The organism is Rhizobium sp. Leaf371, assembly GCF_001424045.1.
GTDB lineage: Bacteria > Pseudomonadota > Alphaproteobacteria > Rhizobiales > Rhizobiaceae > Ferranicluibacter.
Genome location: NZ_LMQB01000012.1, coordinates 497123 through 521218, shown reverse-complemented (window position 1 = coordinate 521218; position 24096 = coordinate 497123). Strand labels below are relative to the sequence as shown.

The following is a 24096-nucleotide window of genomic DNA, read 5'->3' as shown; positions in this document are numbered from 1 at the left end:
TCGGGTTGGCCGGCGCGGTGCTCGTCTTTGCCGCAGCTGTCGTCGTGTCCATGTCCCGCTCCCTCATACGCTTTTCTCAAAAGCTGCTAGACGAGTTTGACGACAGAACTGTGACAGTCAATCGTCCGCGTCCGGGATTTCCTGAGTATCCCCTGCATTACCAATTTTTTCAAGCACTTCGGCAGCCAGTGCGCGGTTGATCCGCGTCTGGCGGGCGAGCGCCAGCCGGTCCATCTCGGCCACCGCGCGATGGGCGGTTTCGAGCGAGCGCTCCATGCGGGCGACGAGATAGGCGATGAGCCTTTCGTCGGGGAAGAGCTGGCGATCGGCAAAGAGCTTCATCAGAACCTGGCCGAGAAGATCGTCGTCCGGCTCGCTGGTCTCCACGACCGTGACCGCCTTGAGGCGCGAGGCGAGATCCGGCAGGCGCACGCCCCAGGCGGCGGGCCGGCTGCGGGCGGTGACCATCAGAAAGGTGCCGTTTTCGCGTACGCTGTTGATGACGTGGAACAGGGCCGTCTCGTCGAAGCCGTGCCGGTCGGCGTCCTCGAAGAGCACGGGGCCCTTGGCGGCGATCCCGGGCGCCTCGGTTCCGGGCTGGAGATCGATCGCGGTGGCGCCGCTCGTGCCGGCCCAGATGGCGGCGAGATGCGACTTGCCGGACCCCGGCGGCCCGACCAGCACCACCACGGGCGACGGCCATTGCGGCCAATGATCGACGATCGCCACCGCCGCCTCCAGCGAGGGCGAGACGAGCAGGTCGTCGCGGCTGATCTGCGGCGCATGCCCCAGAGGCAGCGGCAACTGGTCGTCGCGGCGGTTCATGTCAGGCTGTGCGGCACGTTCGGCTGGGCCTCGATGGTCGTGTGCGTCGGCGGGCTGTGGTAGACGTCGCTTTCAAGGTAGCGCGCCAGAGCGAAGCGCACGAGGACGCCGAGCGCGGCAGCCGCGGGCACGGCCACGAGCAGCCCGACGAAGCCGAACAGCGAGCCGAAGGCGAGCAGCGCGAACATCAGCCAGACCGGGTGCAGGCCAACGCTGCTGCCGACGAGTTTCGGCTGCAGAATGTTGCCTTCGAGGAACTGCCCCGAGAAGAAGATGCAGGCGACGACGATGACCCAGAAGTAATCCGGCCAGAACTGCACCAGCGCCACGCCGACCGCCAGCACCAGGCCGACCATGGAGCCGACATAGGGAATGAAGCTGATGATGCCCGCGAAGAAGCCGATGAGCAGGCCGAAGTTGAGGCCGGCGACGGTCAGCAGGATGCCGTAATAGAGGCCGAGAATGATGCAGAGCGAGCCCTGCCCGCGCACGAAGCCGGCGATCGAGCTGTCCATGTCGGACGCGATCTGGCGGACGGTGGAGAGCTGGCCGCGCGGGATCCAGCTGTCGACCTTGGCGACCATGCGATCCCAGTCGAGCAGCAGGTAGAAGGCGACGACGGGGGTGACGACGAACAGCGAGATGATGTCGAGCAGCGCAACGCCGGAGTTCCAGAGTTGCTGCACCAGCGTGCCGAGGAAACTTGCGCCCTGGGCCAGCAGGCGCGCCGAATTCTGACGGATCGCCGGCAGCTGGCTCTGCAGCCAGTCCGGCAGGATTTCGGCATGGGGACTTGCCAGAAAGTCCTGGAAGCTCGCGACATAGTCCGGGATCTTGGCGATGAATTCGGAGGCCTGCGTGAAGATGATCGGGATGATCAGCACCAGCGAAAGCGCGAAGATGACGATGAAGCCGACGAGAATGACGATGGTCGCCATCATCCGGCTCAGGCCCCATTTCTCCAGCCGATCGGCGATCGGATCGAGGAAATAGGCGAGCGCCATGCCGGCCAGGAACGGCAGGAGGATGGAGGAGAACACGAACAGGAAGGCGATGAAGAGGACGAAGAAGGCCGCCCAGAAGACGGCCTGGCGGCGAAGTCCCTTGCCGCTGAAAATGGTGGCCATCTGACGCTCCGATCCTGTTGACACCGCGGTGGCCCCGCGGGGGTCCGGGGCTCGCTTCACCCGGGTTCGCATGGGGCCCGGGGTCTTCCTGCAATGAGATAGGCTGGAGATAGGACGGTGCAAGGCAGCCGGTCAAGCGCCCGCGATTGGCTATCCCCGCGGCGTGAACGCGAGACGACCGGTGCGTGAGGCCGCATCGGGACGCGATCCGTGCGGGAAAAAGCCCCGTGGCGCCCCTTGTGCGCTTGCACTTGGCCGCACCACATGCCAATCGCAGGGCTTGAACGGGTGCGTGGAGAGCCAAACATGAGCCAGTCGGGAAAGAACGGTCTGACCTACAGCGATGCGGGCGTCGATATCGATGCCGGAAACCTGATGGTCGAGAAGATCAAGCCGCATGTCCGCTCCACCCGCAGGCCGGGCGCCGATGGCGAAATCGGCGGCTTCGGCGGCCTGTTCGACCTGAAGGCCGCAGGCTTCACCGATCCGGTTCTCGTCGCGGCCAATGACGGCGTCGGCACGAAGCTGAAGATCGCCATCGACGCCGACAAGCACGACACCGTCGGCATCGATCTCGTGGCCATGTGCGTCAACGACCTCGTGGTGCAGGGCGCCGAGCCGCTGTTCTTCCTCGACTATTTCGCGACCGGCAAGCTCGACCCCGACCAGGGCGCGGCGATCGTCGCGGGCATTGCCGCGGGCTGCCGGGATGCCGGCTGCGCGCTGATCGGCGGCGAGACGGCGGAAATGCCGGGCATGTATTCGGGCGGCGACTACGACCTCGCGGGCTTTGCCGTGGGCGCTGCCGAGCGCGGACGGCTGCTGCCGGCGGGCGATATCGCGGAAGGCGACGTCATCCTCGGCCTCGCCTCCTCCGGCGTCCATTCCAACGGCTATTCGCTGGTGCGCAAGATCGTCGGGCTCTCGGGCCTCGCCTGGGACGCGCCCGCCCCCTTCGACGCCGGCACGCATGGTGCGACGCTTGCCGACGTGCTGATGACGCCGACGCGCATCTATGTGAAGTCGTTGCTGAAGGTCATTCGCGAGACCGGCGGCATCAAGGCGCTCGCCCACATCACCGGCGGCGGCTTTCCGGAAAACATCCCGCGCGTGCTGCCCAAGCATCTCGCGGCCGAGATCGATCTTTCCGCCGTCAAGGCGCCGCCCGTGTTCGCCTGGCTGGCCCGCACCGGCGGCGTGGCGGCGACCGAAATGCTGCGCACCTTCAACTGCGGCGTCGGCATGATCGCCGTCGTCCCGGCCGATGTCGCCGACAGCGTGGCGGCGGCGCTGTCCGCCGAGGGCGAGACGGTGTTCCGCCTCGGCCGGATGATCGCCCGCGACGAGGGCGCACCGGGCGTGGTCTACCAGGGAACGCTGGCGCTGTGAGCGAGACGCTCGTGAGCGGAACGGCGCCGCGCAAACGCGTCGTCGTGTTCATCTCCGGCGGCGGCTCCAATATGCTGGCGCTGAGCCACGCCTGCGCCGCGGACGATTATCCCGCCGAGATCGTCGGCGTGGTGTCGGATCGCGCGAGCGCCGGCGGACTGGCAAAGGCCGAGGCCCGCGGCATTCCCACGGCCGCCTTCGAGCGGCGCGACTACGCCGACAAGGCCGCGCACGAAGCCGCCATTCTCGATCATGTGGAAACGCTGAAGCCCGATCTCCTGTGCCTGGCCGGCTATATGCGGCTTCTGAGCGGCGCCTTCATCAGCCGCTACGAGGGCCGCATCCTCAACATCCACCCCTCCCTCCTGCCCGATTTCCCCGGCCTCGACACGCATCGGCGCGCGCTCGACGCCGGCCGAACAGAGGCCGGCTGCACCGTGCATTTCGTCACCGAGGGCATGGACGAAGGCCCCGTGATCCTGCAGACGCGCGTGCCCGTGCTTGACGGCGATACCGCGGAAACGCTGGCGGCCCGCGTGCTGACGGTGGAGCATCGCACCTATGCGCAGGCCCTGCGGATGGTCGCGGGCGGCGCGGTCAGGATGGGCGACTGAAGGGTCGCCCGACACTGGCGGCACGTCCGTTGCGGCTCTTGGTCGTTCCTGTTGTCAAAGCCTGTTTTTCGCTTGCCCTCGCCGCAACCCAAACGTTAATGACTATCATCTGATATGTTCATCTGGGCGGGCGATTCATGACCATCGGGCGTGTTGCGGTACTGGCGATCCTCGGCGTTTTCGCCGCCCTTTCCTCGACGCGCGCGGCCGAGCCGATCACGCAATCGGCAGACGGCTCCATCCGCCTGTCGGGCGGCATCGGTCTCCTCGATCTCAAGGCGCACGAATTCGTCTACGACGGCGCGAGCAAGCTCAGTCAGCTCGACTGGGAAAGCCGGGCGGTGACGCTCTACACCGTATCGGTCGGCGCCGACCTCGATCCCGACTGGACCCTGCAGGCGTCGCTGCGCTACGGCGACGGCGGCGACGGCGGGATGACCGACTACGACTGGATCGAACCCTTCAATAACGGCACGTCGAAAGACGGCTGGAGCGACCGCTCGATCCACCCGGATACACGGCTGAAATACTATATCGACGGGGATGTCTCCCTCGCCCGCTCCGTCTACCGGACCGATACGGCCACGCTCGGGCTGACCGGCGGCTTTCGCTACACCGATGTCCGCTGGGATGCCTATGGCGGATCCTACATCTACAGCGTCCTTTCTCCACGCGACTCGATCGGAAATTTCGACGACGACGAGCGCGGCGTCAGCTATCGCCAGCGCATCCCGGTTTTCTTCACGGGCATCACCGGCGCTGCGACGGTCGATCGCTTTGGCTTTTCCGGCAGCGCGAAGGTGGGGCTCACGCCGGGGATCAACGATATCGACTATCACTGGATTCGCGATCTCAGGTTCGATGATCGGATGAACCCCGCCCCGGTCGCCCTCCTCTCGGCCGAAGTGACCTACGCCCTCACCGGCGAGGCCGGCCTGTATCTCGGCGCGAGCTTCGAGAACGTGTTCCGCAAGAGGGGCGATGTCCAGATGCGCGACCGCGTGATCGGCGATAGCGCCTTTTTCGAGAACGAAGCCGGTGCCTCGTTCCGCAGCATCGCGGTGTCGTTCGGGGTCAAAGGGGCGTTTTAGCTTGTCACGGGGCCGAGCGGGAGACCGGATGGGGTCGCCCGCACCGCATCCGGCGATGCGGCATCAGGCCCCATGACGCTCATGGAGCGGCTGACGTCGCAGCCTTCAGGCTCTCCCGGTTCATCACCGCCCATTGCAGCAGCATGATCGTCTTGCCGTCGCAGATCTCGCCGGAGGCGATCATGGCCATGGCGGCGTCGAGGCCGAGTTCCACGACCTCGATGTCCTCGTCTTCGGAGGCGAGACCGCCGCCCTCTTCCACGCGATCCTCGATGTCGATGACGGCGGCGAAGCAGTGGACGATTTCGGTGACGGCGCCGGGCGACATATAGGCCTTGAACAGCGAGCGGACGGCACCGACGCGGTAGCCGGTTTCCTCCATCGCCTCGCGGCGGATCGCATCCTCGGGCGCATCGCCGTCGAGCAACCCGGCCGGCGTTTCCAGCATCCAGCCAGTGCCGCCATTGACATAGGTCGGCACGCGGAACTGGCGCACGAGCACCACGAGATCGCGCCGCGGATCGTAGAGCAGGATCGTCGCGCCATTGCCGCGATCATAGGTCTCGCGCTTCAGCACCTTGGCGCGGCCCTCCGCGTCCGTGTAGCGGAAGGTGATGTTGCGCAGGTGGTACCAGTTTTTAGAAAGCGTCTCGTCCTTGAGGATCTCGATCTGCGCGGTCTCGAACTTGGTCATGCAGGCTTTCTCGTCAGCGTGGTCGTGCTCTCAATCGCGGTCACGTCTCGCTTCAGCCAGATGCGGTTGTCGTGGAAGGCGGCGCCGCCATAGGGCGCGACGCTGTCGGCACCGGTAAGCACGTTGATGCCCTCGCCGTCGAGATGGGCGCCGTTCGGCCAGAGGCCCTCGGCGATCACGACGCCGGGACGCGTTCCCCCGCCAAGGCGGGCGTGGAGACGGATCTCGCCCCTGACATTGCCGATCCGGACGATATCGCCCTCGAGAATGGCAAGCCGGGTGGCGTCCTCGGCATGGATCATGACCTCGGGACGGCCTTCCTTCTGCACCGAGCCCGGCGTTTCGGCAAAGCTCGAATTGAGGAAGGAGCGCGCGGGCGAGGTCGCGAGGCGGAACGGGTGATCGGCGTCGGTGGCCTCGATCAGGTCGGCATGGTCGGGGTAGACCGGCAGGCCTTCGACCGGGCCGAGCATGCCCATGGCGGCCGGCGGGCGATTGGGCGCCGGCGTGCCGGTCCAGTCGGCGCGGAAGCGGAAGCGGCCGTCGGCGTGGCCAAAGCCTTCGATGAAATGGGCGGTGGCGAAATCCGGCTGGACATCGAGCCACTTCGCCGCCTTCAGGTGACGATAGCCGCTGTCGTAGTTGACGAGGATGCGGTCGATATGATCGCGTTCGCTGCGGCCGAAGCCGGGGCGATCGGCGATGCCGAGGCGTTTTGCCAGTTCCTCGATGACGAAGAGATTGGTGCGCACCGTCGATGGCGGCTCGACGAGCTTCGGCCCGAGCAGGATGTGCTGGTGCCCGCCGCCACGGTAGAGGTCGTCATGCTCCAGAAACATGGTGGCCGGCAGCACGATATCGGCAAGCTTGGCCGTGTCGGTCATGAACTGCTCGTGCACCGCGACGAAGAGGTCGTCGCGCAGGAAGCCGCGTTTCACCAGCCGCTGCTCCGGCGCGACATTGACCGGATTGGTGTTCTGGATCAGGAGCGCCGTCACGGGTCCGCGATGGCGCAGGGCCTCGGCATCGCCGGTCAAGACGCGGCCGATCTGCGACTGGTCGAGCATGCGGATGTCCGGGTCCACCATGGCGGTGCCCGTCAGTTCGCGCTTGTCGAAGCGGAAGATATCGTTGTTGGAGTGGAACGCGCCGCCGCCCTCGTGCTTCCAGGCGCCGAGCACCGTCGCGATGCTCGCCGCGGCGTGGATCGCCACCGCGCCGTTGCGCTGGCGGGTGAAACCGTAGCCGAGGCGGAAATAGCTCTTCGGCGTCGTGCCGACCAGACGGGCGAAGGCCTCGATCTCCTCGACGGAGAGGCCCGTGATCGCGGACGCCCAGGCCGGGTCGCGGCTTTTCAGGTGGGCTTCCAGACCTTCGGGATCGTCGGAATGGGTGGCGAGATAGGCGCGGTCTGCATAGCCGTCGCGAAAGGCGATGTGCATGACGGCGCAGGCGAGCGCCGCATCCGTGCCGGGGCGCACGGTCAGCGCCATGTCGGCCTGTTTCATGGTCGGGTTGTCGTAGATGTCGATGACGACGATCTTCGCCTTGCGCTCCTTGCGGGCGCGGATGGCGTGGGTCATCACGTTGACCTGGGTCGAGACCGCATTGGTGCCCCAGATGACGACGCAATCCGAAAGCGCCATTTCGCGCGGATCGGGACCGCGCAAGGCACCGGTTCCCATGGTGAAGCCGGTCCAGGCGGGATTGGTGCAGATCGAGCCGAAGAAGCCGGAATAGCGCTTGGCGTGGCGCAGACGCTCGATGCTGTCGCGCTGCACCTGCCCCATCGTGCCGGCATAGAAATATGGCCAGACGGCCTCCGAGCCGTGCCGTGCTTCCGCTTTCAGGAAGGCTTCGGCGATCTCGTCGAGTGCGGCCTCCCAGGCGATCTCCTGAAAACCGCCCTCGCCCTTGCCGCCCACGCGGCGCTGCGGCACCAGCAGGCGGCCGGGATGGTAGATGCGCTCGGAATAGCGCGCCACCTTGGCGCAGATGACGCCGGCGGTGTAGCTATTGGCGGACGCGCCGCGCAGCCGGCCGATCCGGCCGTCCGGCGTCAGGTCCACCTCCAGCGCGCAGGCCGAGGGACAGTCATGCGGACAGACGGAATGTCCGATGGTGTTTTCCGCCTGGACGGGGTTTTCCGCTTTGATGGGGGTCGCAAGGTTCATGGGTTTTCTATAGGACATCGCCAAAGCGGCACAAAGCGCTTTGCCCGTCGCATCTCAACATTTCATCAAGGCGATCACCAGAGATCATGAATTATCGGCACATCTATCATGCGGGCAATTTTGCCGACGTGCTGAAGCATGCGGTGCTCGCCCGTCTCGTTACGTATCTCAAGCAGAAGGACAAGGCGTTCCGCGTGCTGGACACCCATGCCGGCATCGGGCTCTACGACCTGTCCAGCGAGGAAGCGCAGAAGACCGGCGAGTGGCGCGACGGCATCGGCCGGCTGCTGGCAGACCCGGTGCCGCCCGCCGTCCAGCCGATTCTCGCGCCCTATCTGGAGGCGATCGCGGCGCTCAACCCGGAGGGCGGGCTTGCACAGTATCCGGGCTCGCCGAAGCTGACGCGTCTCCTGATGCGGCCGCAGGACCGGCTGTCGGCGATGGAGCTGCACCCCGACGACTACGAGACGCTGCACCGCCTGTTCGACGGCGACTATCAGAGCCGCATCACCGAACTCGACGGCTGGCTGGCGCTCGGCGCGCATCTGCCGCCGAAGGAAAAGCGCGGGCTGGTGCTGGTCGATCCGCCGTTCGAGGAGGTGGGTGAATACGAGCGGCTGGAAAAGGGTCTCGCCAAGGCCTATCGCCGCTTTCCCGGCGGCACCTTCTGCCTCTGGTATCCGCTGAAGCAGGGCGCGCCGATCGCCGAATTCCACGAAAGGCTGGCGGCGCTGAACATTCCGAAGATGCTCTGCTGCGAGCTCACGGTGAAGAGCGACCGCGGCACGACCGGGCTGACCGGCACCGGCCTCATCATCGTCAATCCGCCCTTCACGCTGAAGGGCGAGCTGGACGTGCTGCTACCCTTCCTGAAAGACCGCCTGAAGCAGGACCGCTTCGCCTCCGCCCGCGCCCTCTGGCTTCGCGGCGAGGAACGCGACGTGGTGGCCGACGACGACCTCTGAGCCGAGTGGAGGCGGCGAAAAATTTCGCGCGGCGGCGAAAAATTTCGCGCGGCGGCGAAAAATTTCGCGCGGCGGCGAAAAATTTCGCCGCGGGTTGACGCGATGCACCTCGGCGACGCAATCTCCCGCGGCGCAACGAAGCGCCCGGTGGCCGAGACGGGAGACGACGATGACGAAGGTTCTCCCTCTCCGCAGCCGTCACGTGCCCTGCGGTTCGGCTTGCGGGTTTGCGGTGTGACAGGCCGGCCGTTTCCCCTTTTGACGATGGCGGCGCTCCTCGCCACGCTCCTCGTGTCCGGCTGCGGCGACGAGCCTTCGGCAGAGCAGACGCGCGGCCCGGCGACGGCGACGCCCCCCATCCTGCAGACGGTGCCCGAGCGTTCGGCAGAACCGTCTTCCCGCCCTGCGTCGCCGATGCCGGACAGGCGGGCCCCTGAAGAGAGAGCGCCGACAAAAAAACGTCCCGATGTCGCCCGAAAGGTTCCGATGGGCAGCGGCTTCGATTTCTACGTCCTCTCGCTCTCTTGGTCGCCGAGCTGGTGCGCGGAAAACGACCGGGCGGGCAAGACGGCGCAGTGCAATGGCCAGCGCGATTATCGCTTCATCGTCCACGGCCTCTGGCCGCAGAACGAGCGCGGCTTTCCCGCCTTCTGCCCGTCGCGCGACGGCGACCGGGTGCCCGACGCGCTCGGGCGCGGCCTGTTCGACATCATTCCCTCCATGGGTCTGATCGGCCATCAGTGGCGCAAGCACGGCACCTGCTCGGGCCTCGGCCAGCGCGATTACTTCGCCGTGCTGCGGGCGGCCCGCGAGCGGGTGCGCATTCCCTCGACCCTCGAGACTGCCGACGCGCGCCGGCGGATGAGCCCGGCCGCCATCGAGACGGCGATGGCCGAGGCCAATCCCGGCATGAGCCCGCAGGGCGTCGCGGTGACCTGCGGCGACGACCGGCTGGACGAGATCCGCATCTGCCTGACCCGCGACCTTGCCTTCCGGGCCTGCACGGAGGTGGATCGCGGCGGCTGCCGGGCGCGCGACCTGACCATTCCCTCCGCGTCGCGCCGATGACGGGCGCGACCACCATCATCTCCCCAATCCTCCTCAGAAGACCCATGGTGCACAGATGAAGATCCTCTATTCCCCCGCCTCCCCCTATTCCACCAAGGTGCGCATGGCCGCGCATTATGCCGGCCTGCCGGCCGAGAGCGTGCTCACCGACACCAATTCGAACCCGCCGGACCTGATCGCCAGCAACCCGCTCGGCAAGATCCCGACGCTGGTGCTGGACAGCGGCCAGGCCATTTTCGACAGCAGCGTCATCATGCACTTCATCGACCGCGAGACGAAGGGCACGCTCTATCCGCGCAATCCGGAAAAGCGGGTGCAGGCCGAGGTGCTGGAAGCGCTCTGCGACGGGATCTGCGACAGCCTGCTCGCCATCGTCTACGAAAAGCGCTTCCACCCGCCGGAGAAGGTTCACGAGCCCTGGATCGAACGCCAGTGGGAGAAGGTCGAGCGGGCGCTGGACCATCTGGACGCCAACCTGCCGAAGACCGGCGCGAAACTCCATGCCGGCCATTTCGCGCTCGCCGCCACGCTGCGCTACATCGAACTGCGCTTTGCCGGGGAATGGCAGAAGGGCCGCCCGAAGCTCAAAAGCTGGCCGGAGAAATTCGAGAAGCATTTTCCGGACTACAAGCTCTTCAAGGCCTGAGACTCGCGTTCGACGCGCCGGGCAACTGCGCCGGGCAATTGCGCCGGGCAGACCTCCGGCACTTCCCCTTCTGTCCAGACCGACCGACCCGGCCCGCATCTGCGGGCCGTTGTTTTATGATGTGATGCGAAAAATTTGTAACGCACGCGGCGATTTACGGGAATTTAATCGTCCACGGATATTTATTTCAAGCCCTACCTAATTTAGCTGGAAATATCACGGTGTCGGAAGCGGTCGATCTCAGGATTGTCGGGAGCGTATTCCTTACGTTTCTCGTTCTGATGCTTGCGGGCATCGCGATCCCCAAGGGGAATACCGTTCTCGTTGTGGGATATCCGGGGACCTCCGAAGCGCGGATGATGCAGATCGTCGCTGCCGCGAATGGCAGTTTCGTCGAGCGCGGCGGCCAGAGCTGGCTCGCCGTCGTCTATTCCGACGCTCCGGGTCTTTCCTCAAGGCTGATGACCGAAGGCGCCATGCTTGTTCTCGACCACGCGCTCGCCGTGGGATGCTCAAAAGAAAATTGAATGAACGCGCTAGACAGTCTTCGCATCAGGGCATCCTACGGGACGACGGCTCTGCTGTGGCTCAATGTGGTTCTGATCGGGCTCGGGAGCAGCTTGAGCGCCGGCGGTCTCTCGACCGGAAGCCTTGCCGCCGCCGCCCTGATCGCCGCCGTTTCCACCGGTTTCTGGCTCGGCAGCAAGGCAGGGCCGACCACCCGCGTGGTGAACGCGATGGCGCTGGCCGCCCAGGTGGGCATGCTCGTCTTCGTCTCGGCCGGCTCGGCCTACCAGATCGACATGCACATGTATTTCTTCGCGACGCTTGCCATGTGCGCCGTGTGGATCGACTGGCGCGCGATCGTCGCCTATGCCGCCGTGGTGGCCGTCCATCACCTCTCGCTCTACGTCGTCATGCCGACGGCCGTGTTCCCCGGTCAATCCGATTTCAGCCGCGTCGTCCTGCACGCCGTTATCCTCGTTCTCCAGGCCGGGGCGCTGATCGGTCTGACCAGTGCGGTCGTGCGGTCCTTCACCGCTGCCGCAGCGGCGTCCGCCGAATCGATCGCGGCGCATGAAGAAGCGGCCGCCCTGTCCGCCGAGGCGCACAAGGCCAGCGAGACCGCGGCACGCCAGCGCGCCGGCTTCGAAGCCGAGCGGCAGTGTGTCGCCCGCGAGACCGAAAAAGCCGTGCGCGTGATTGCCGGCGCGCTGCGGGCGCTGTCGTCCGGGGACCTGCACTTCCGGATCGAGGAGCAGCTCCATGAAGAGGTGGACGAACTGCGCGTGTCCTTCAACGAATCGGTCAGCAAGCTGGAAACGGCGATGACCCATGTCGGCGTCGTCGCATCCGCGGTCCGGGGCGACGCCGTCGCGCTCGGCGGATCGAACGACGAGCTGTCGCGGCGCACCGAGCGCCAGGCCGCTTCCGTCGAGGAGACCTCGGGGGCTCTCGCCGAAGCGCTCTCCGCCGTCGAGAGCACGGCCACGCTCGCCGCCGATGTCGGCCGGCTGGTCGACACGGCGAAATCCGGTGCCGAGAAATCCGCCGCCGCGGTGACCGAGGCCGTTTCCGCCATGGGCCGGATCGAGGAATCGTCGCAGCAGATCAGCCAGATCATCGGCGTCATCGACGAGATCGCCTTCCAGACCAACCTGCTTGCGCTCAATGCCGGCATCGAAGCCGCCCGCGCCGGCGAGGCCGGCAAGGGCTTTGCAGTCGTGGCGCAGGAGGTGCGCGAACTCGCCCAGCGGTCCGCCAACGCCGCCAAGGAGATCAAGGGCCTGATCGGCACCTCGGCGGCCCAGGTCCAGCACGGCGTCCTCCTCGTCGGCGAAACGGGCAAGGCGCTGCGCACGATCGAAGAAGAGGTCCGCCACATCGCCGACCAGATCGGCCTCATCTCCAACGCGGCCTCCGACCAGTCGGCCGGCCTCGGCCACATCAACTCGGCGATCAATACGATCGACCAGGAAACGCAGCGCAATGCCGCGATGGTCGAGGAGGCCACGGCCGCCGTCCACTCGCTGGCCGGCGAGGCCTCCAAGCTGGAGGACCTGCTGTCGCAGTTCCATCTCGGCAAGGCCCCCGGAAACGTCGCGACGATGGTCGGCCGCCGCGCCGCCTAGCGTTCGGCTGACGGGGTCGTCGGGTCCGCCGTCTCCGAACAGGCTTCAACGAAAAAGGCGCCACCCGCGAGGATGGCGCCTTTTTCTGTGTCGACACGGCCTGTTTCGAGGCGCAACGGGCGCGGATCAGCTTTCCTCCTGGAACACCGCTTCGCGCTTGGCCTTGATGCTGGGCAGGAAGACGACGACGAGGACGGCGGCGGCCAGCAGCAGGAGGCCGGCGCTGATCGGCCGCGTGACGAAGGTGGAGGGATCGCCGCGCGAGAGGATCATGGCGCGCCGCAGGTTTTCCTCGAGCAGCGGGCCGAGCACGAAGCCGAGCAGCAAGGGTGCCGGTTCGCAGCGCAGCTTGACGAGGAGATAGCCGGCGATGCCGAAGAAGGCGACGGCATAGAGGTCGAAGACGTTGGCGTTGACGCTGTAGACCCCGATGGCGCAGAAGGCCATGATGATCGGGAACAGCACGTAGTAGGGCACCGTCAGCAGCTTCACCCAGAGGCCGATCAGCGGCAGATTGAGCACCACCAGCATCAGATTGCCGATCCACATGGAGGCGATGATGCCCCAGAACAGCGCCGGCTGCTCGACCGCGACGTTCGGACCGGGGACGATGCCCTGGATGATCATCGCGCCGACCATCAGCGCCATGACCGGATTGGCCGGAATGCCCAGGGTCAGGAGCGGGATGAACGAGGTCTGGGCACCGGCATTGTTGGCCGATTCCGGACCGGCGACGCCGGCGATGGCGCCCTTGCCGAACTCTTCCGGATGCTTGGAGAGGCGCTTTTCCACCGTGTAGGAGGCGAAGGCCGCAAGGATGGCGCCGCCGCCGGGCAGGATGCCGAGCGCCGAGCCGATGCCGGTGCCGCGCAGGACCGGGCCGACCATCTGGCGGAAATCGTCCTTCGTCGGCAGCAGGCCGGTGACCTTGCTGATCAGCACGGTGCGCGTCATCTCGCCTTCGAGATTGCGCAGGATTTCGGCGACGCCGAAGACGCCGACCGCGACGGCCACGAAGTTCAGCCCGTCGGCATATTCGCGGATGCCGAGCGTGAAGCGCGGCGTTCCGGTGTAGATGTCCGTGCCGACGAGGCCGAGCAGCAGGCCGAGCGAGACCATCGCCAGCGCCTTGACGATCGAGCCGTGGGCGAGCGCGATCGAGGAGACGAGGCCGACCACCATCAGCGAGAAATATTCAGCCGCGCCGAACTGCAGCGCGACGGCCGTCAGCGGCGGGGCGAAGATGGCGACGAGGAAGGTGGACACGGTGCCGGCGAAGAAGGAGCCGAGCGCCGCGATGGCGAGCGCCGCACCCGCCCTGCCCTTGCGCGCCATCTGGTAGCCGTCGATGGCGGTGACGGCGGAGGAGGATTCGCCCGGCATGTTGATGAGGATGGCGGTGGTCGAGCCGCCATATTGGGCGCCGTAATAGATGCCAGCCAGCATGATCAGCGACGAGACCGGCTCGAGCTGGAAGGTGATCGGCAGCAGCATGGCGATGGTGGCGGTGGCGCCGATGCCCGGGAGAACGCCGATCAGCGTGCCGAGGAGAACGCCGATGAGGCAGAAGAGCAGGTTTTCCGGCGTGCCGGCGGTCGCGAAACCCAGCGCGAGATTGCTGAAGAGATCCATGGTCGAAGATCCTTAAAACCGCAGCCAGGGGCCGAAGCGTTCAAACGGAAGGCCCAGCGCGTAGCTGAAGACGGCGACGGAAAAGAGCGTGATGGCGATCGACAGGACGATCGCGCCGACCGGCTTCATGCGCTGCGAGGCGAAGCAGGCGATGAAGGCGGCGAGGAACAGCGAGGGCACGAAACCGAGCCCCCGGACCGTGAGGCCGAAGACGATGGGTGCCGAGAGAATGAAGAGCATGCCGCGCCAGGCCAGCGGCTCGATCGGATCGCTCTGCGTGCGGGTCGCCTGCACGAGGATGACGAGGCCGAGCGCGGTCAGGAACAGCGCGAGGACCAGCGGGAAATAGCCCGGGCCCATGCGGAACGTCGTTCCGAGGTCGAGCGACAGCGACTGCGCCACGAAGAAGAGGCCGAGGGCGATGAACAGAATGCCGCAAAGGGCATTCGTCCGGTCGAGACTGAGTGGTTTCATGATCGTTCCCCAATGAGCCGAACCGCGGACGGCCTTGCGGCGGGATGCGGCAGGCGATGCTTGTGTTGGCTGGCGATGCTCGTGTTGGCTGGCGATGCTTGGTGCTGGCGATGCCTTAGTGCTGGCTGGGCGCGCGATCCCCTCGACGCCCCCTGCCATCTCCCGGATGCCGCGGCCTCCCGACGGGCCCCTGAGAGAGCCGTCCCCGCTGCCTGCCCGGGCTTCCTGCCTGAGCAGGTGCCTGCCGCCACGCCCTGCCTGTTGATGGCGGAGCGTGGCGGCAGGCGGGTGTTGGGCTGCCGGCAAAGGCAGCGTGCATTCGGTCGAAAACGGCCGCTGAGAATCAGTCGGCGTACTGGCCGGCCTTCTCGATGATCGGCTTCCAGCGGGCGATTTCGCTTTCGAGCTTGGCCTTGAGGGCCGCCGGCGTCGCGTCGGCGTCCGACGAGGGCTTGGTGCCGAGTTCGGCGAAGCGGGCAACGACGTTCTCGTCCTTCAGGGCCTTCTGCAGCGAGCCCTCAAGCTTGGCGATGGCTTCCGGCGGCGTGCCCTTGGGGGTGTAGACGCCGTGCCAGATGCCGACTTCGAAGCCCGGCAGACCGCCTTCGACGGCGGTCGGAATGTCCGGGAAGATGTCGAGGCGGGCCGGCGAGGTCACGGCATAGGCCTTGATCGTGCCGCCTTGGATCTGCTTCGTCGTGTTGGTCGTCTGGTCGCACATGATATCGACCTGGCCGCCCAGAAGATCGGTCATCGCCGGGCCGGTGCCCTTGTAGGGCACGGTGACGAGCGGCGTCTCGATGGCGCTCATGAACAGCATGCCGCAGAGGTGGGAGGCCGCGCCGATGCCGGCATTGGCGACCGTGACCGTGTCCTTGTTGGCCTTGGCATAATCCACGAGACCCTTGAGGTCGGTCGCTTCCAGATCCTTGCGCGCGACGATGGTCATCGGCACTTCGGTGACGAGGCCGACATAGTCGAAGGCGTTCAGCGTGTCATAGGCGAGCTTGCGGTAGAGCGTGGCGCTGGTGGCCATGCCGATATGGTGCAGCAGCACCGTGTAGCCGTCGGCCTCGGCACTCGCCACGCGGCCGGCACCGAGCGTGCCGCCGGCCCCACCGACATTTTCCACGATGACCTGCTGGCCGAGATCCTTCGACATCGATTCGGCCACGAGGCGCGCCACGGTGTCCGTCGGTCCGCCGGCCGAGAACGGCACGACCATGGTGATGGTGCGTTCCGGATACTCCGCCTGTGCGGCGCCGGCAAAAACGGTTGCGGCAAGCGCTGTGGCTGCCAGAAGCGACGTGAAACGCGTCATGAAGTCCTCCCGAGTATGATCGTCATGCCGGCAGGGCTCCTCCCCCACCGGTCATGGAATGAGCGTCAGTCTCGCGTTCGCGGGCAGGCGTGCAACCGGATAGTGCGGCCTTTACCGGACTCGATGACGCTTTTGCGGTGCATCATGGGTGGAAACGGCCCCCTCACCCCTGTCGATGGGTGGAAACATACCCAAAGCGGGCTCACTCCGGGAAGGGCGGCCCGTCGTCGAAGGTCGCACGCTTGTCGAGGCCGTATTTCTGCATCTTCTCGTACAGCGTCTTGCGGGAGATTCCGAGCTCCTCATAGACCGGACGGAGCGCGCCGCCATAAGCGGCCAGCGTGCGGGCGATCAGGCCGCGCTCGAAGGCGGCGACGCGGGGCGCGAGCCGGCTTTCCTCCTCGCGGTCTTCCCCCACCGTATCGAGGCCGCGGGCGTCGAGCCCGAGCACGAGCCGGTCGGCGGCATTGCGCAGTTCGCGGACATTGCCCGGCCAGCGCCGGTGCGCGACTTCGGAGACCACGGCGGGCGGCACGTCCATGTCGTCGCGGCCGTAACGGGCCGACGCCTCGCGCACGAGCTGGAGAAAGAGCAGCGGAATATCGGCCGCGCGCTGGGCGAGCGACGGCACATGCAGCGTCACGACATTCAAGCGATAGAACAGATCCGCCCGAAAGCGGCCGGCCGAGACTTCCGCCTCCAGATCGACCTTGCTGGTGGCGATGAAGCGGACATCGAGCGGCACCGTCTCGTTGGAGCCGAGGCGGGTGATGGTGCGCTCCTGCAGGACGCGCAGGAACTTCGCCTGGAGCTCGACCGGCATGGAGCCGATTTCGTCGAGCAGGATGGTGCCGCCGCGGGCATGCTCGAACTTGCCGTAGCGGGCGCGGATCGCGCCGGGAAAGGCGCCTGCCTCATGGCCGAAGAGCTCGCTCTCGATCAGCGTTTCGGGCAGAGCGGCGCAGTTGATGGCGATGAAGGGCCGGTTGGCCCGGGCGCTGATATCGTGCAGGGCGCGGGCGGCGACCTCCTTGCCGACGCCGGTCTCGCCGATGATCAGAGTGTCCGCATCGGTGGCGCCGATGGCGCGCAACCGGTAGCGCAGATCGACCATGACGGGCGTGCGCCCGGGCATGCGGGCCTCGATGTCGTCGCGCTTGCCGGCCACCGCGCGCAGGCGCCGGTTTTCGAGCACGAGGCCGCGCCGGTCGTGGGCGCGGCGGATGATCCCGGCCAGCGCCTGCACGCCGAACGGCTTCTCCAGGAAGTCGTAGGCCCCTTCCCGCATGGCTTTCACGGCGAGCTGGACGTCGCCATGGCCGGTGACGAGAATCACGGGAATCTCATGGTCGATCTCGCGGATGCGCTGCAGCAGCGTCATGCCGTCCATGCCGCGCATGCGGATATCGCTGACGACAACGCCGGCAAAGCCGTAGCCGACGCGGGCGAGCACGTCCTCGGCGGCGGCAAAGGTTTCCACCGTCAGGTCCTGAAGCTCCAGCGCCTGCGCCGTCGAGCGGCGCAGCTCCTCCTCGTCATCGACCAGGAGAACGGTGGCGACGTCACTCATCACTCTGCTGCCTCGCGTCTGTCGTCCATGCGGTCGAGCTCGATGCGGAAGGTCGCACCGCCGCCGGTGTGATTGTCCGCCGAAAGGCGACCGCCGAAATCCTTGACGATGTTGTAGGAAATCGAGAGCCCCAGACCAAGCCCCTTTCCCACGCCCTTGGTGGTGAAGAACGGATCGAAGATGCGCTCGGCGATGGCGTTGGGAATGCCCGGCCCGGCATCGCGCACGGTGATCGCGACGCGGTCGCCGGTCGTCGTCGCGGTCAGGAAAATACGCCGGTCTTCGAGGCCTTCCACGGCGTCGGCCGCATTGGAGATGATGTTGACCAGCACCTGTTGCAGGCGGACGGAGCCGGCGCGCACGAGCGGTGCGGGATCGCCGAGCGCGACGACCAGCTCGGCATCCGCGGAGGCAAGCCGGGCCGAGACGATCTCCAGCGTGTCGCGCAGCACGTCGTCCAGCGCCACCGGGCCGAGCTTCTCGTTGGGCTTGCGCGCGAAATTGCGCAGATGGCGGCTGATCGACGCCATGCGGTCGATCAGCTTGGCGATCCGCTGGAGATTGTCCTTGGCCTCGTCGATCCGGTTGCGCTCGATCAGCAGCGAGGCGCTCTCGGCATAGGTCCGGGCAGCGGCGAGCGGCTGGTTGAATTCGTGGCTGAGGGCGGCCGACATCTGCCCGAGGCCGGCCAGCTTGCCCGCCTGCACGAGATCGGCCTGCGTGCTGCGCAGCTGGGCGTTGAGATCGGCAAGGTCGGCCGTGCGCTCCTCGACGCGCCGTTCCAGCTCGGCCTTCGCCTCGACCTGCATCTGCATGCGCTCGTTGCGGCGCTCGTGCCGCTGCAGGAGCACGGCGAGGATCAGACCGGCAAGGCAGAGGAACAGGAACACGGCGGCGACCGCGACATGGGTCTGGGAGCGCACCCAGCTCATGTCCATGAGCACCCGGACCGTCCAGTCGGCATCGCTGACATATTCGGAGAGAACGAGGTAATCGCGCGTGACGCCGTTCGTCGGGATCGCCATCAGGGTGTGTTCGCCGAGCCGGGACCTGACGACGCCGAGGTCCTTCAGGTCCGCCTCGGCATAGCGGCGCGAGGCTTCGGTGCGGCGCAGGCGCTCGGGCGTCAGCGGCAGGATGCTGGAGAACAGCCATTCCGGATTGCTGGTCATGAAGATCACGCCTTCCGGGTCGGAGACGAAGATCTCGTACTCGCCGCCGCGCCAGGAGGACTCGATCATGTCGATATCGACCTTGAAGACGATGACGCCGGCGACCCTGCCATCGATGTCGATCGGGGCCGCGAAGAAGTAGCCGCGCTTGAACGATGTCGTGCCGCGGGCATAGAAGCGCGAGCGCTTGCCCTCCGCCGCCTGCCGGAAATAAGGCCGATAGCTGAAATTCTCGCCGACGAAGCTCGTCGCCCGGTCGTAATTGCTGGCGGCGATGGTCGCCCCGTCGCGGGTCATGACATAGATGTCGGAGGAGCGCAGCAGGCCGTTGATCGCCTTCAGATAGCGGTTGGCGCTGTCGCGGAGCGCCTGATCCCGCGGATTGGCGACGAGCCGGCGGATATCGTCGTGATCGGCAATCAGGGCCGGCAGGGCCTCGTAGCGCCGGAGATGGCCGGAGAGCGCGGACACGGCAAGGCGCAGCGCCGTTCCCGCCTGCAGCGATGCCTCGGCCATGAAGCGGCGGGTGGCATAGGCATTGCTCCAGACGGCAAGACCCGTGGCCGCCACGACGACCAGGATAACCGGAACGAGCAGACCGCGGCGCAGGCTCCTCAGCATCTCCTCGCAGTCCTCCCCAATGCGGCTCCCCTCACCTTGGCCGACCGGAGAGGTTCAAAGCTCCTGCGCAGGCCCTCTCCCTGTCATGGGCAGCCTATAGACCCGGGGGCGGGTTTCCAAGGGGTTGCTCACGGTGCGGCTCGCGCGAGGCGACGCGCACGTCGCGAAAACCGCCCGCCGCGATGCCGTCGCAGAGGCTTTTCCATTCGCAGCCCGCACAGGCCGTTCGAATGCTGCCGGTGGCGAACTGTGTCCGCAGACGCGTGATCTCGGTCGTGTCGAGCAGCAGGGTCACGCCGGCCCCGATCGTCCGGCCGAGCAGCGTCGCCACGTCCGCTGCCGCCTGTCGGTCGCGTTCAACGACGCTGTCGTTGTAACAATGCGGGTTCGGCGTTGCCAGCAGCGGCTGACAGATATCGTCGGGACCGTCCACCACCTCGAGCGCCTCGCCCGCGCCGATCCGCGCGGCGATGGCGTCGTAGTTGCGGGTGAAATCGGGGCTGTAGCCCTTGCCGATATAGGTCAGCATGCAGAGGAGATGATGCGGTCGCAGGCGGATGGTCATCGGGCGGCTCCCCACCGGCGGACGGCACCGCCTCACCGGAGGCGGCACGTCGCCAAAGGCTCCTACGAAAAAACCGCCTGCAGCGAAAGCTGCAAGCGGTCTCGATCGTCCCGAATTCGACCTTGCGGCCGGATCGGTCGATCAGAACTTCACGCCCATACCAACCTTGACGCTGTGTTCGTCATAGCCGGAGGAGAAGTTGTTGCCGGGAACGTCGAAGCTTTCCTTGCCGTAGTCGGTGTAGCGATATTCGACGCGGGCCGTGACGTTGTCGGTGACGAAGGCTTCGGCACCGGCACCGGCCGTCCAGCCGATGGCGGTCTTCTTGTCGGAGCCGCCGAGCTGGTTGGCCTTCAGGCTCGACGCGGCAACACCGGCCGTGCCGTAGAGGAGGACGGGGTTCAGATCGTAGCCGAGACGGCCGCGGATCGAGCCGTTGACGCCCTGTTCCATGCTGCGGCCCGGACGGCTCGCATCGTTGTCGCCGTAGTTGACGTCGGCTTCAGCACCGTAGACGATCGGGCCGTCCTGCATGTTGTAGCCGCCGTAGAGACCGCCGCCGAAGCCGGCTGCACTGCGATCGCCGGTGCCGTTGAACTTGCCGTGGCCCCAGTTCGCGGTCCCACCGACATAGGCGCCTGCCCAGTTCTTGACGGCCGGAGCCGTGTAGTCTGCAGCAGGTGCTGCGGGAACTTCGTCGATGGCGTCGGCTGCGTTGACGGCCGAGAAAGCGACGAGAGACATGGCGGACGCCATGAGAGTGGTGATGAGAGTACGCATACTAGATCTCCTTATCAGACCGGCGCTGGACCGATTTCCTGTGTCCGATGCGGCGCCGGTAATTTCGTTCAACCCCGCTCGGTTGAGGTGAAATTGATGTCCAAATGCGGAATTCCAAGAGCCGAATTGTGAAATGATTGAGGCAACGGCGTGGCTGAAAAACGATGTTGTTTGAATGCAACAGGGATTTGATTAACCATGTGCGCACTATACTACTGCGACTACTTTGTTCCGTGTAATTTTCATCGAAATCACCCTTTTTCGTTCACCTTGGATTAACGAATGATCCGGCGGTTTTGGCGTGCGTAAGCTGTTCTTTTATGATCTGGCTCCGACGCCGATCAGAATCGTGAAGGACCGACACGCGTGAGAGATTCCCCGGAAATGGCTCTGGCTCCGAAAAAGGCTCTGGCCCTGAAGACGGCACTGGTGACGGGTGGGGCAAAGCGGATCGGGCGCGCGATCGTCGAGGATCTGGCGCGGCACGGCTTTGCCGTCGCCATCCATGCCAATGGCTCGCTCGACGAGGCGCATGCGCTCCGCGCAAGCCTTGCGGCCGAGGGCGCGACGGCGGCGGTCGTCCAGGCCGATCTCACGGATGCCTCCGATCTCGGCCGGCTGGTGCGGGAGGCGTCCGCGGCCATCGGCCCGCTCGGCCTCCTCGTCAACAATGCGTCGGTCTTTGCCAAGGACACGCTGGAGACCTTCGACGAGGCCGTCTGGGACCAGCACTTCGCGCTGCACGTCAAGGCCCCCTCGGTTCTCGCCGGCCATTTCGCCGCCCAGATGCCGGCGGAGGCGACCGGGCTGATCGTCAACATGATCGACCAGCGCGTCTGGTCTCCCAACCCGCGATTTTATTCCTATATGTTGTCGAAGTCGGCGCTCTTGACGGCGACGGTGACGATGGCGCAATCGCTGGCGCCGGCCATCCGCGTCAACGGCATCGGGCCGGGCCCGACCCTGCCGAACGACCGGCAGAACGAGGCCGACTTCCGGGCGCAGGTGGACTCGGTGATGCTGAAGGTCGGCCCTGGGCTGGAAGATTTCGGGCGCACCATCCGGTATATGTTCGACACGCCGTCGATGACCGGGCAAATGATCGCGCTCGACGGCGGCCAGCATCTGGCCTGGCAGACGCCGGATCAAATGGAGATCGTGGAATGAACGGACGGACGCCGCAGGATGGCGGCATCTTGTACGACGAGACGGCAAACGACGATGACGAGGATGCGATCGAAACGGTCGAGGCGCCCTCGCCCGTCGCCGATATCGACTGGGCGGAAACCTCCGCCGTGCCCGACGGCCTGCGCGGGGCCGAGCTGATCCAGGCCTTCGTCAAGCTCTTGCCCAACAGCCCCGGCGTCTACCGCATGTTCAACGAGGCCGGCGACGTTCTCTATGTCGGCAAGGCGCGCAGCCTGAAGAAGCGCGTGAGCAACTATGCCCAGGGGCGCGGCCATTCCAACCGGATCTCCCAGATGATCCGCCAGACGGCGAACATGGAGTTCGTGACGACACGCACCGAGATCGAGGCGCTGCTGCTCGAAGCCAACCTGATCAAGCGGCTGCGGCCGCGCTACAACGTGCTTCTGCGCGACGACAAGTCGTTCCCCTATATTCTCGTGACCGGCGACAGCCGGGCGCCGGCGCTCTACAAGCATCGCGGCGCGCGCAGCCGCAAGGGCCAGTACTTTGGCCCCTTCGCCTCGGCCGGTGCGGTGGGGCGCACGATCAATTCGCTGCAGCGTGCCTTTCTGCTGCGCACCTGCACCGACAGCGTGTTCGAAAGCCGGACGCGGCCCTGCCTGCTGCACCAGATCAAGCGCTGTTCCGGCCCCTGCACCCGCGAGGTCAGCGACGAGGACTATGCGGAGCTGGTCACGGAAGCCAAGGACTTCCTGTCGGGCAAGAGCCAGGCGGTGAAGGCGACGATCGCCTCGGCCATGAGCGAGGCCTCCGACAATCTCGACTTCGAACGCGCCGCGCTCTACCGCGACCGGCTGGCGGCACTGTCGCATGTCCAGAGCCATCAGGGCATCAACCCCTCGGGCGTCGAGGAAGCGGACGTTTTCGCCATCCACCACGAAGGCGGCGTCTCCTGCATCCAGGTGTTCTTCTTCCGCACCGGGCAGAACTGGGGCAACCGCGCCTATTTCCCCAAGGCGGACCCGTCGCTCGCTCCCGCCGAGGTGCTGGCGGCGTTCCTGGCGCAGTTCTACGACGACAAGCCCTGCCCGAAGCAGATCCTGCTCTGCGAGATCGTGGCCGAACAGGAACTGCTCGGCCAGGCGTTGTCGGAGAAATCCGGATTCAAGGTGACGATACTCGCGCCGCAGCGGGGCGAGAAGAAGGATCTGGTCGATCACGCCATGACCAATGCGCGCGAAGCGCATGGCCGCAAGCTGGCGGAGACGGCTTCGCAGGGGCGGCTGCTCGAAGGCTTCATGCAGACCTTCAAGCTCGACCGCGTGCCGCGGCGCATCGAGATCTACGACAACTCGCACATCATGGGCACCAATGCCGTGGGCGGCATGGTGGTGGCGGGGCCGGAAGGCTTCGTGAAGGGCCAGTATCGCAAGTTCAACATCAAATCGACCGACATCACCCCCGGCGACGACTTCGGCATGATGCGCGAGGTGATGACGCGGCGCTTTACCCGACTGCTGAAGGAAGAGGGCAAGCCGGACCGGAGCGTGGAGCCCGGCGAGGATGCCGGCTTTCCCGCCTGGCCGGACGTGATCCTGATCGACGGCGGACAGGGACAGATGACGGCGGTGCGGACCATCCTGAAGGAGCTCGACATCGAGGACTGCGTCATCGCGATCGGCGTCGCCAAGGGCGTCGATCGAGAAGCGGGCCGCGAGCGGTTCTTTCCGCCGGTCAAGACGGAGGGTGGCCTGACGGTCGGGCGGGACGGGTTCACCCTGCCGCCGCGCGATCCCGTGCTCTACTTCGTCCAGCGGCTGCGGGACGAGGCGCACCGTTTCGCGATCGGTAGCCACAGGGCGCGGCGCAAGCGCGAGATGGTGAAGAACCCGCTCGATGAAATCGCCGGCATTGGCCCGACGCGCAAGCGGGCTCTGCTTCACCATTTCGGCACGGCCAAGGCCGTCTCGCGCGCCGGCATGACCGATCTCGTCGCCGTCGACGGCATTTCGGAAGCCGTGGCGAAGCTCGTCTACGACCATTTCCACGAGGACAGCGCGGCTGCGTCGCGCGGTTAGAGCTTCACC

General features: G+C 66.2%; 21 protein-coding genes. 10 read left to right on the top strand and 11 right to left on the bottom strand.

Annotated features, from left to right (window positions below; translation table 11 throughout):
- Nucleotides 1–117: 117 nt before the first annotated feature.
- Nucleotides 118–825: a DnaA regulatory inactivator HdaA gene (gene hdaA / locus ASG39_RS10375; RefSeq protein WP_062594887.1), complete on the bottom strand. Its 708-nt coding sequence runs from the start codon at nucleotides 823–825 to the stop codon at nucleotides 118–120.
- Nucleotides 822–1952: an AI-2E family transporter gene (locus ASG39_RS10370; RefSeq protein WP_062594886.1), complete on the bottom strand. Its 1131-nt coding sequence runs from the start codon at nucleotides 1950–1952 to the stop codon at nucleotides 822–824. Before ASG39_RS10370 ends, hdaA begins: the two co-directional genes overlap by 4 nt.
- A 306-nt stretch (nucleotides 1953–2258) precedes the next feature.
- On the opposite strand from ASG39_RS10370, the gene purM reads away from it, so the two are divergent.
- From purM to ASG39_RS10355, 3 genes are all read left to right on the top strand, one after another.
- Nucleotides 2259–3341: a phosphoribosylformylglycinamidine cyclo-ligase gene (gene purM / locus ASG39_RS10365; protein ID WP_062594885.1), complete on the top strand. Its 1083-nt coding sequence runs from the start codon at nucleotides 2259–2261 to the stop codon at nucleotides 3339–3341.
- A 71-nt stretch (nucleotides 3342–3412) separates the two neighbouring features.
- Nucleotides 3413–3955 (top strand): phosphoribosylglycinamide formyltransferase, encoded by a 543-nt coding sequence (gene purN / locus ASG39_RS10360; protein ID WP_062594965.1) that lies wholly within the window; start codon nucleotides 3413–3415, stop codon nucleotides 3953–3955.
- Between the two features lie 137 nt (nucleotides 3956–4092).
- The gene (locus ASG39_RS10355; RefSeq protein ID WP_062594884.1) at nucleotides 4093–5046 is read left to right on the top strand and encodes an omptin family outer membrane protease; all 954 of its coding nucleotides are present in this window, start codon (nucleotides 4093–4095) and stop codon (nucleotides 5044–5046) included.
- Between the two features lie 79 nt (nucleotides 5047–5125).
- Here the strand turns inward: ASG39_RS10355 and ASG39_RS10350 are convergent, their stop codons facing one another.
- Together ASG39_RS10350 and ASG39_RS10345 are read right to left on the bottom strand one after the other, a co-directional pair.
- Nucleotides 5126–5740, bottom strand: a complete 615-nt coding sequence (locus ASG39_RS10350) for an NUDIX domain-containing protein (RefSeq protein ID WP_062594883.1) — start codon at nucleotides 5738–5740, stop codon at nucleotides 5126–5128.
- Nucleotides 5737–7932, bottom strand: a complete 2196-nt coding sequence (locus ASG39_RS10345; RefSeq protein ID WP_062594882.1) for a molybdopterin oxidoreductase family protein — start codon at nucleotides 7930–7932, stop codon at nucleotides 5737–5739. Before ASG39_RS10345 ends, ASG39_RS10350 begins: the two co-directional genes overlap by 4 nt.
- A gap of 68 nt (nucleotides 7933–8000) precedes the next feature.
- Between ASG39_RS10345 and ASG39_RS10340 the strand changes: the two genes are divergently transcribed.
- The 5 genes from ASG39_RS10340 to ASG39_RS10320 all read left to right on the top strand — a co-directional run bounded on the left by ASG39_RS10340 (nucleotide 8001) and on the right by ASG39_RS10320 (nucleotide 12725).
- Complete coding sequence (locus tag ASG39_RS10340; protein WP_062594881.1) at nucleotides 8001–8879, top strand: 23S rRNA (adenine(2030)-N(6))-methyltransferase RlmJ; 879 nt, start codon at nucleotides 8001–8003, stop codon at nucleotides 8877–8879.
- Between the two features lie 486 nt (nucleotides 8880–9365).
- On the top strand, nucleotides 9366–9947 hold the full coding sequence (locus tag ASG39_RS10335; RefSeq protein ID WP_062594964.1) for a ribonuclease T(2): 582 nt from the start codon (nucleotides 9366–9368) through the stop codon (nucleotides 9945–9947).
- A 55-nt stretch (nucleotides 9948–10002) separates the two neighbouring features.
- On the top strand, nucleotides 10003–10593 hold the full coding sequence (locus tag ASG39_RS10330; protein ID WP_062594880.1) for a glutathione S-transferase: 591 nt from the start codon (nucleotides 10003–10005) through the stop codon (nucleotides 10591–10593).
- Between the two features lie 221 nt (nucleotides 10594–10814).
- Nucleotides 10815–11120 carry a hypothetical protein gene (locus ASG39_RS24325; protein WP_062594879.1) on the top strand — a complete coding sequence of 102 codons (306 nt, stop codon included), beginning with the start codon at nucleotides 10815–10817 and terminating at the stop codon, nucleotides 11118–11120.
- Nucleotides 11121–12725: a methyl-accepting chemotaxis protein gene (locus tag ASG39_RS10320; protein WP_062594878.1), complete on the top strand. Its 1605-nt coding sequence runs from the start codon at nucleotides 11121–11123 to the stop codon at nucleotides 12723–12725. It begins immediately after the preceding gene.
- Between the two features lie 126 nt (nucleotides 12726–12851).
- On the opposite strand, the gene ASG39_RS10315 is transcribed toward ASG39_RS10320, so the two are convergent.
- From ASG39_RS10315 to ASG39_RS10285, 7 genes are all read right to left on the bottom strand, one after another.
- Nucleotides 12852–14357, bottom strand: coding sequence for a tripartite tricarboxylate transporter permease (locus ASG39_RS10315; protein ID WP_062594877.1), 1506 nt, complete (start codon nucleotides 14355–14357; stop codon nucleotides 12852–12854).
- Nucleotides 14358–14369: 12 nt separating this feature from the next.
- A complete protein-coding gene (locus tag ASG39_RS10310; protein ID WP_062594876.1) occupies nucleotides 14370–14831 on the bottom strand; it encodes a tripartite tricarboxylate transporter TctB family protein in 462 nt (153 codons plus the stop codon).
- 343 nt (nucleotides 14832–15174) lie between these two features.
- Nucleotides 15175–16152 (bottom strand): tripartite tricarboxylate transporter substrate-binding protein, encoded by a 978-nt coding sequence (locus ASG39_RS10305; protein WP_062594875.1) that lies wholly within the window; start codon nucleotides 16150–16152, stop codon nucleotides 15175–15177.
- Nucleotides 16153–16354: 202 nt separating this feature from the next.
- Nucleotides 16355–17722, bottom strand: a complete 1368-nt coding sequence (locus tag ASG39_RS10300; protein ID WP_062594874.1) for a sigma-54 dependent transcriptional regulator — start codon at nucleotides 17720–17722, stop codon at nucleotides 16355–16357.
- Nucleotides 17722–19515: a sensor histidine kinase gene (locus ASG39_RS10295; protein ID WP_062594873.1), complete on the bottom strand. Its 1794-nt coding sequence runs from the start codon at nucleotides 19513–19515 to the stop codon at nucleotides 17722–17724. Before ASG39_RS10295 ends, ASG39_RS10300 begins: the two co-directional genes overlap by 1 nt.
- 94 nt (nucleotides 19516–19609) lie before the next feature.
- Nucleotides 19610–20080 (bottom strand): DUF1284 domain-containing protein, encoded by a 471-nt coding sequence (locus ASG39_RS10290; protein WP_062594872.1) that lies wholly within the window; start codon nucleotides 20078–20080, stop codon nucleotides 19610–19612.
- 141 nt (nucleotides 20081–20221) lie between these two features.
- Nucleotides 20222–20860: an outer membrane protein gene (locus tag ASG39_RS10285; protein ID WP_062594871.1), complete on the bottom strand. Its 639-nt coding sequence runs from the start codon at nucleotides 20858–20860 to the stop codon at nucleotides 20222–20224.
- 384 nt (nucleotides 20861–21244) lie between these two features.
- On the opposite strand from ASG39_RS10285, the gene ASG39_RS10280 reads away from it, so the two are divergent.
- Entirely contained in the window at nucleotides 21245–22027 is a 783-nt protein-coding gene (locus ASG39_RS10280; protein WP_062594870.1) for an SDR family oxidoreductase, read from the top strand.
- A complete protein-coding gene (gene uvrC / locus ASG39_RS10275) occupies nucleotides 22024–24087 on the top strand; it encodes an excinuclease ABC subunit UvrC (RefSeq protein ID WP_062594869.1) in 2064 nt (687 codons plus the stop codon). Before ASG39_RS10280 ends, uvrC begins: the two co-directional genes overlap by 4 nt.
- Nucleotides 24088–24096: the final 9 nt, after the last annotated feature.

What these genes read in the sequence shown, in the direction of transcription:
- ASG39_RS10370 (WP_062594886.1), bottom strand. Translation starts at nt 1,952, where the DNA reads ATGGCCACCATTTTCAGCGGCAAGGGACTTCGCCGCCAGGCCGTCTTC.
- ASG39_RS10315 (WP_062594877.1), bottom strand. Translation starts at nt 14,357, where the DNA reads ATGGATCTCTTCAGCAATCTCGCGCTGGGTTTCGCGACCGCCGGCACG.
- purN (WP_062594965.1), top strand. Translation starts at nt 3,413, where the DNA reads ATGCTGGCGCTGAGCCACGCCTGCGCCGCGGACGATTATCCCGCCGAG.
- hdaA (WP_062594887.1), bottom strand. Translation starts at nt 825, where the DNA reads ATGAACCGCCGCGACGACCAGTTGCCGCTGCCTCTGGGGCATGCGCCG.
- ASG39_RS10300 (WP_062594874.1), bottom strand. Translation starts at nt 17,722, where the DNA reads ATGAGTGACGTCGCCACCGTTCTCCTGGTCGATGACGAGGAGGAGCTG.
- ASG39_RS10320 (WP_062594878.1), top strand. Translation starts at nt 11,121, where the DNA reads ATGAACGCGCTAGACAGTCTTCGCATCAGGGCATCCTACGGGACGACG.
- ASG39_RS10285 (WP_062594871.1), bottom strand. Translation starts at nt 20,860, where the DNA reads ATGCGTACTCTCATCACCACTCTCATGGCGTCCGCCATGTCTCTCGTC.
- ASG39_RS10355 (WP_062594884.1), top strand. Translation starts at nt 4,093, where the DNA reads ATGACCATCGGGCGTGTTGCGGTACTGGCGATCCTCGGCGTTTTCGCC.
- ASG39_RS10280 (WP_062594870.1), top strand. Translation starts at nt 21,245, where the DNA reads ATGGCTCTGGCTCCGAAAAAGGCTCTGGCCCTGAAGACGGCACTGGTG.
- ASG39_RS10345 (WP_062594882.1), bottom strand. Translation starts at nt 7,932, where the DNA reads ATGTCCTATAGAAAACCCATGAACCTTGCGACCCCCATCAAAGCGGAA.
- ASG39_RS10330 (WP_062594880.1), top strand. Translation starts at nt 10,003, where the DNA reads ATGAAGATCCTCTATTCCCCCGCCTCCCCCTATTCCACCAAGGTGCGC.
- uvrC (WP_062594869.1), top strand. Translation starts at nt 22,024, where the DNA reads ATGAACGGACGGACGCCGCAGGATGGCGGCATCTTGTACGACGAGACG.
- ASG39_RS10350 (WP_062594883.1), bottom strand. Translation starts at nt 5,740, where the DNA reads ATGACCAAGTTCGAGACCGCGCAGATCGAGATCCTCAAGGACGAGACG.
- ASG39_RS10305 (WP_062594875.1), bottom strand. Translation starts at nt 16,152, where the DNA reads ATGACGCGTTTCACGTCGCTTCTGGCAGCCACAGCGCTTGCCGCAACC.
- ASG39_RS10290 (WP_062594872.1), bottom strand. Translation starts at nt 20,080, where the DNA reads ATGACCATCCGCCTGCGACCGCATCATCTCCTCTGCATGCTGACCTAT.
- purM (WP_062594885.1), top strand. Translation starts at nt 2,259, where the DNA reads ATGAGCCAGTCGGGAAAGAACGGTCTGACCTACAGCGATGCGGGCGTC.
- ASG39_RS10295 (WP_062594873.1), bottom strand. Translation starts at nt 19,515, where the DNA reads ATGCTGAGGAGCCTGCGCCGCGGTCTGCTCGTTCCGGTTATCCTGGTC.
- ASG39_RS10310 (WP_062594876.1), bottom strand. Translation starts at nt 14,831, where the DNA reads ATGAAACCACTCAGTCTCGACCGGACGAATGCCCTTTGCGGCATTCTG.
- ASG39_RS10335 (WP_062594964.1), top strand. Translation starts at nt 9,366, where the DNA reads ATGGGCAGCGGCTTCGATTTCTACGTCCTCTCGCTCTCTTGGTCGCCG.
- ASG39_RS10340 (WP_062594881.1), top strand. Translation starts at nt 8,001, where the DNA reads ATGAATTATCGGCACATCTATCATGCGGGCAATTTTGCCGACGTGCTG.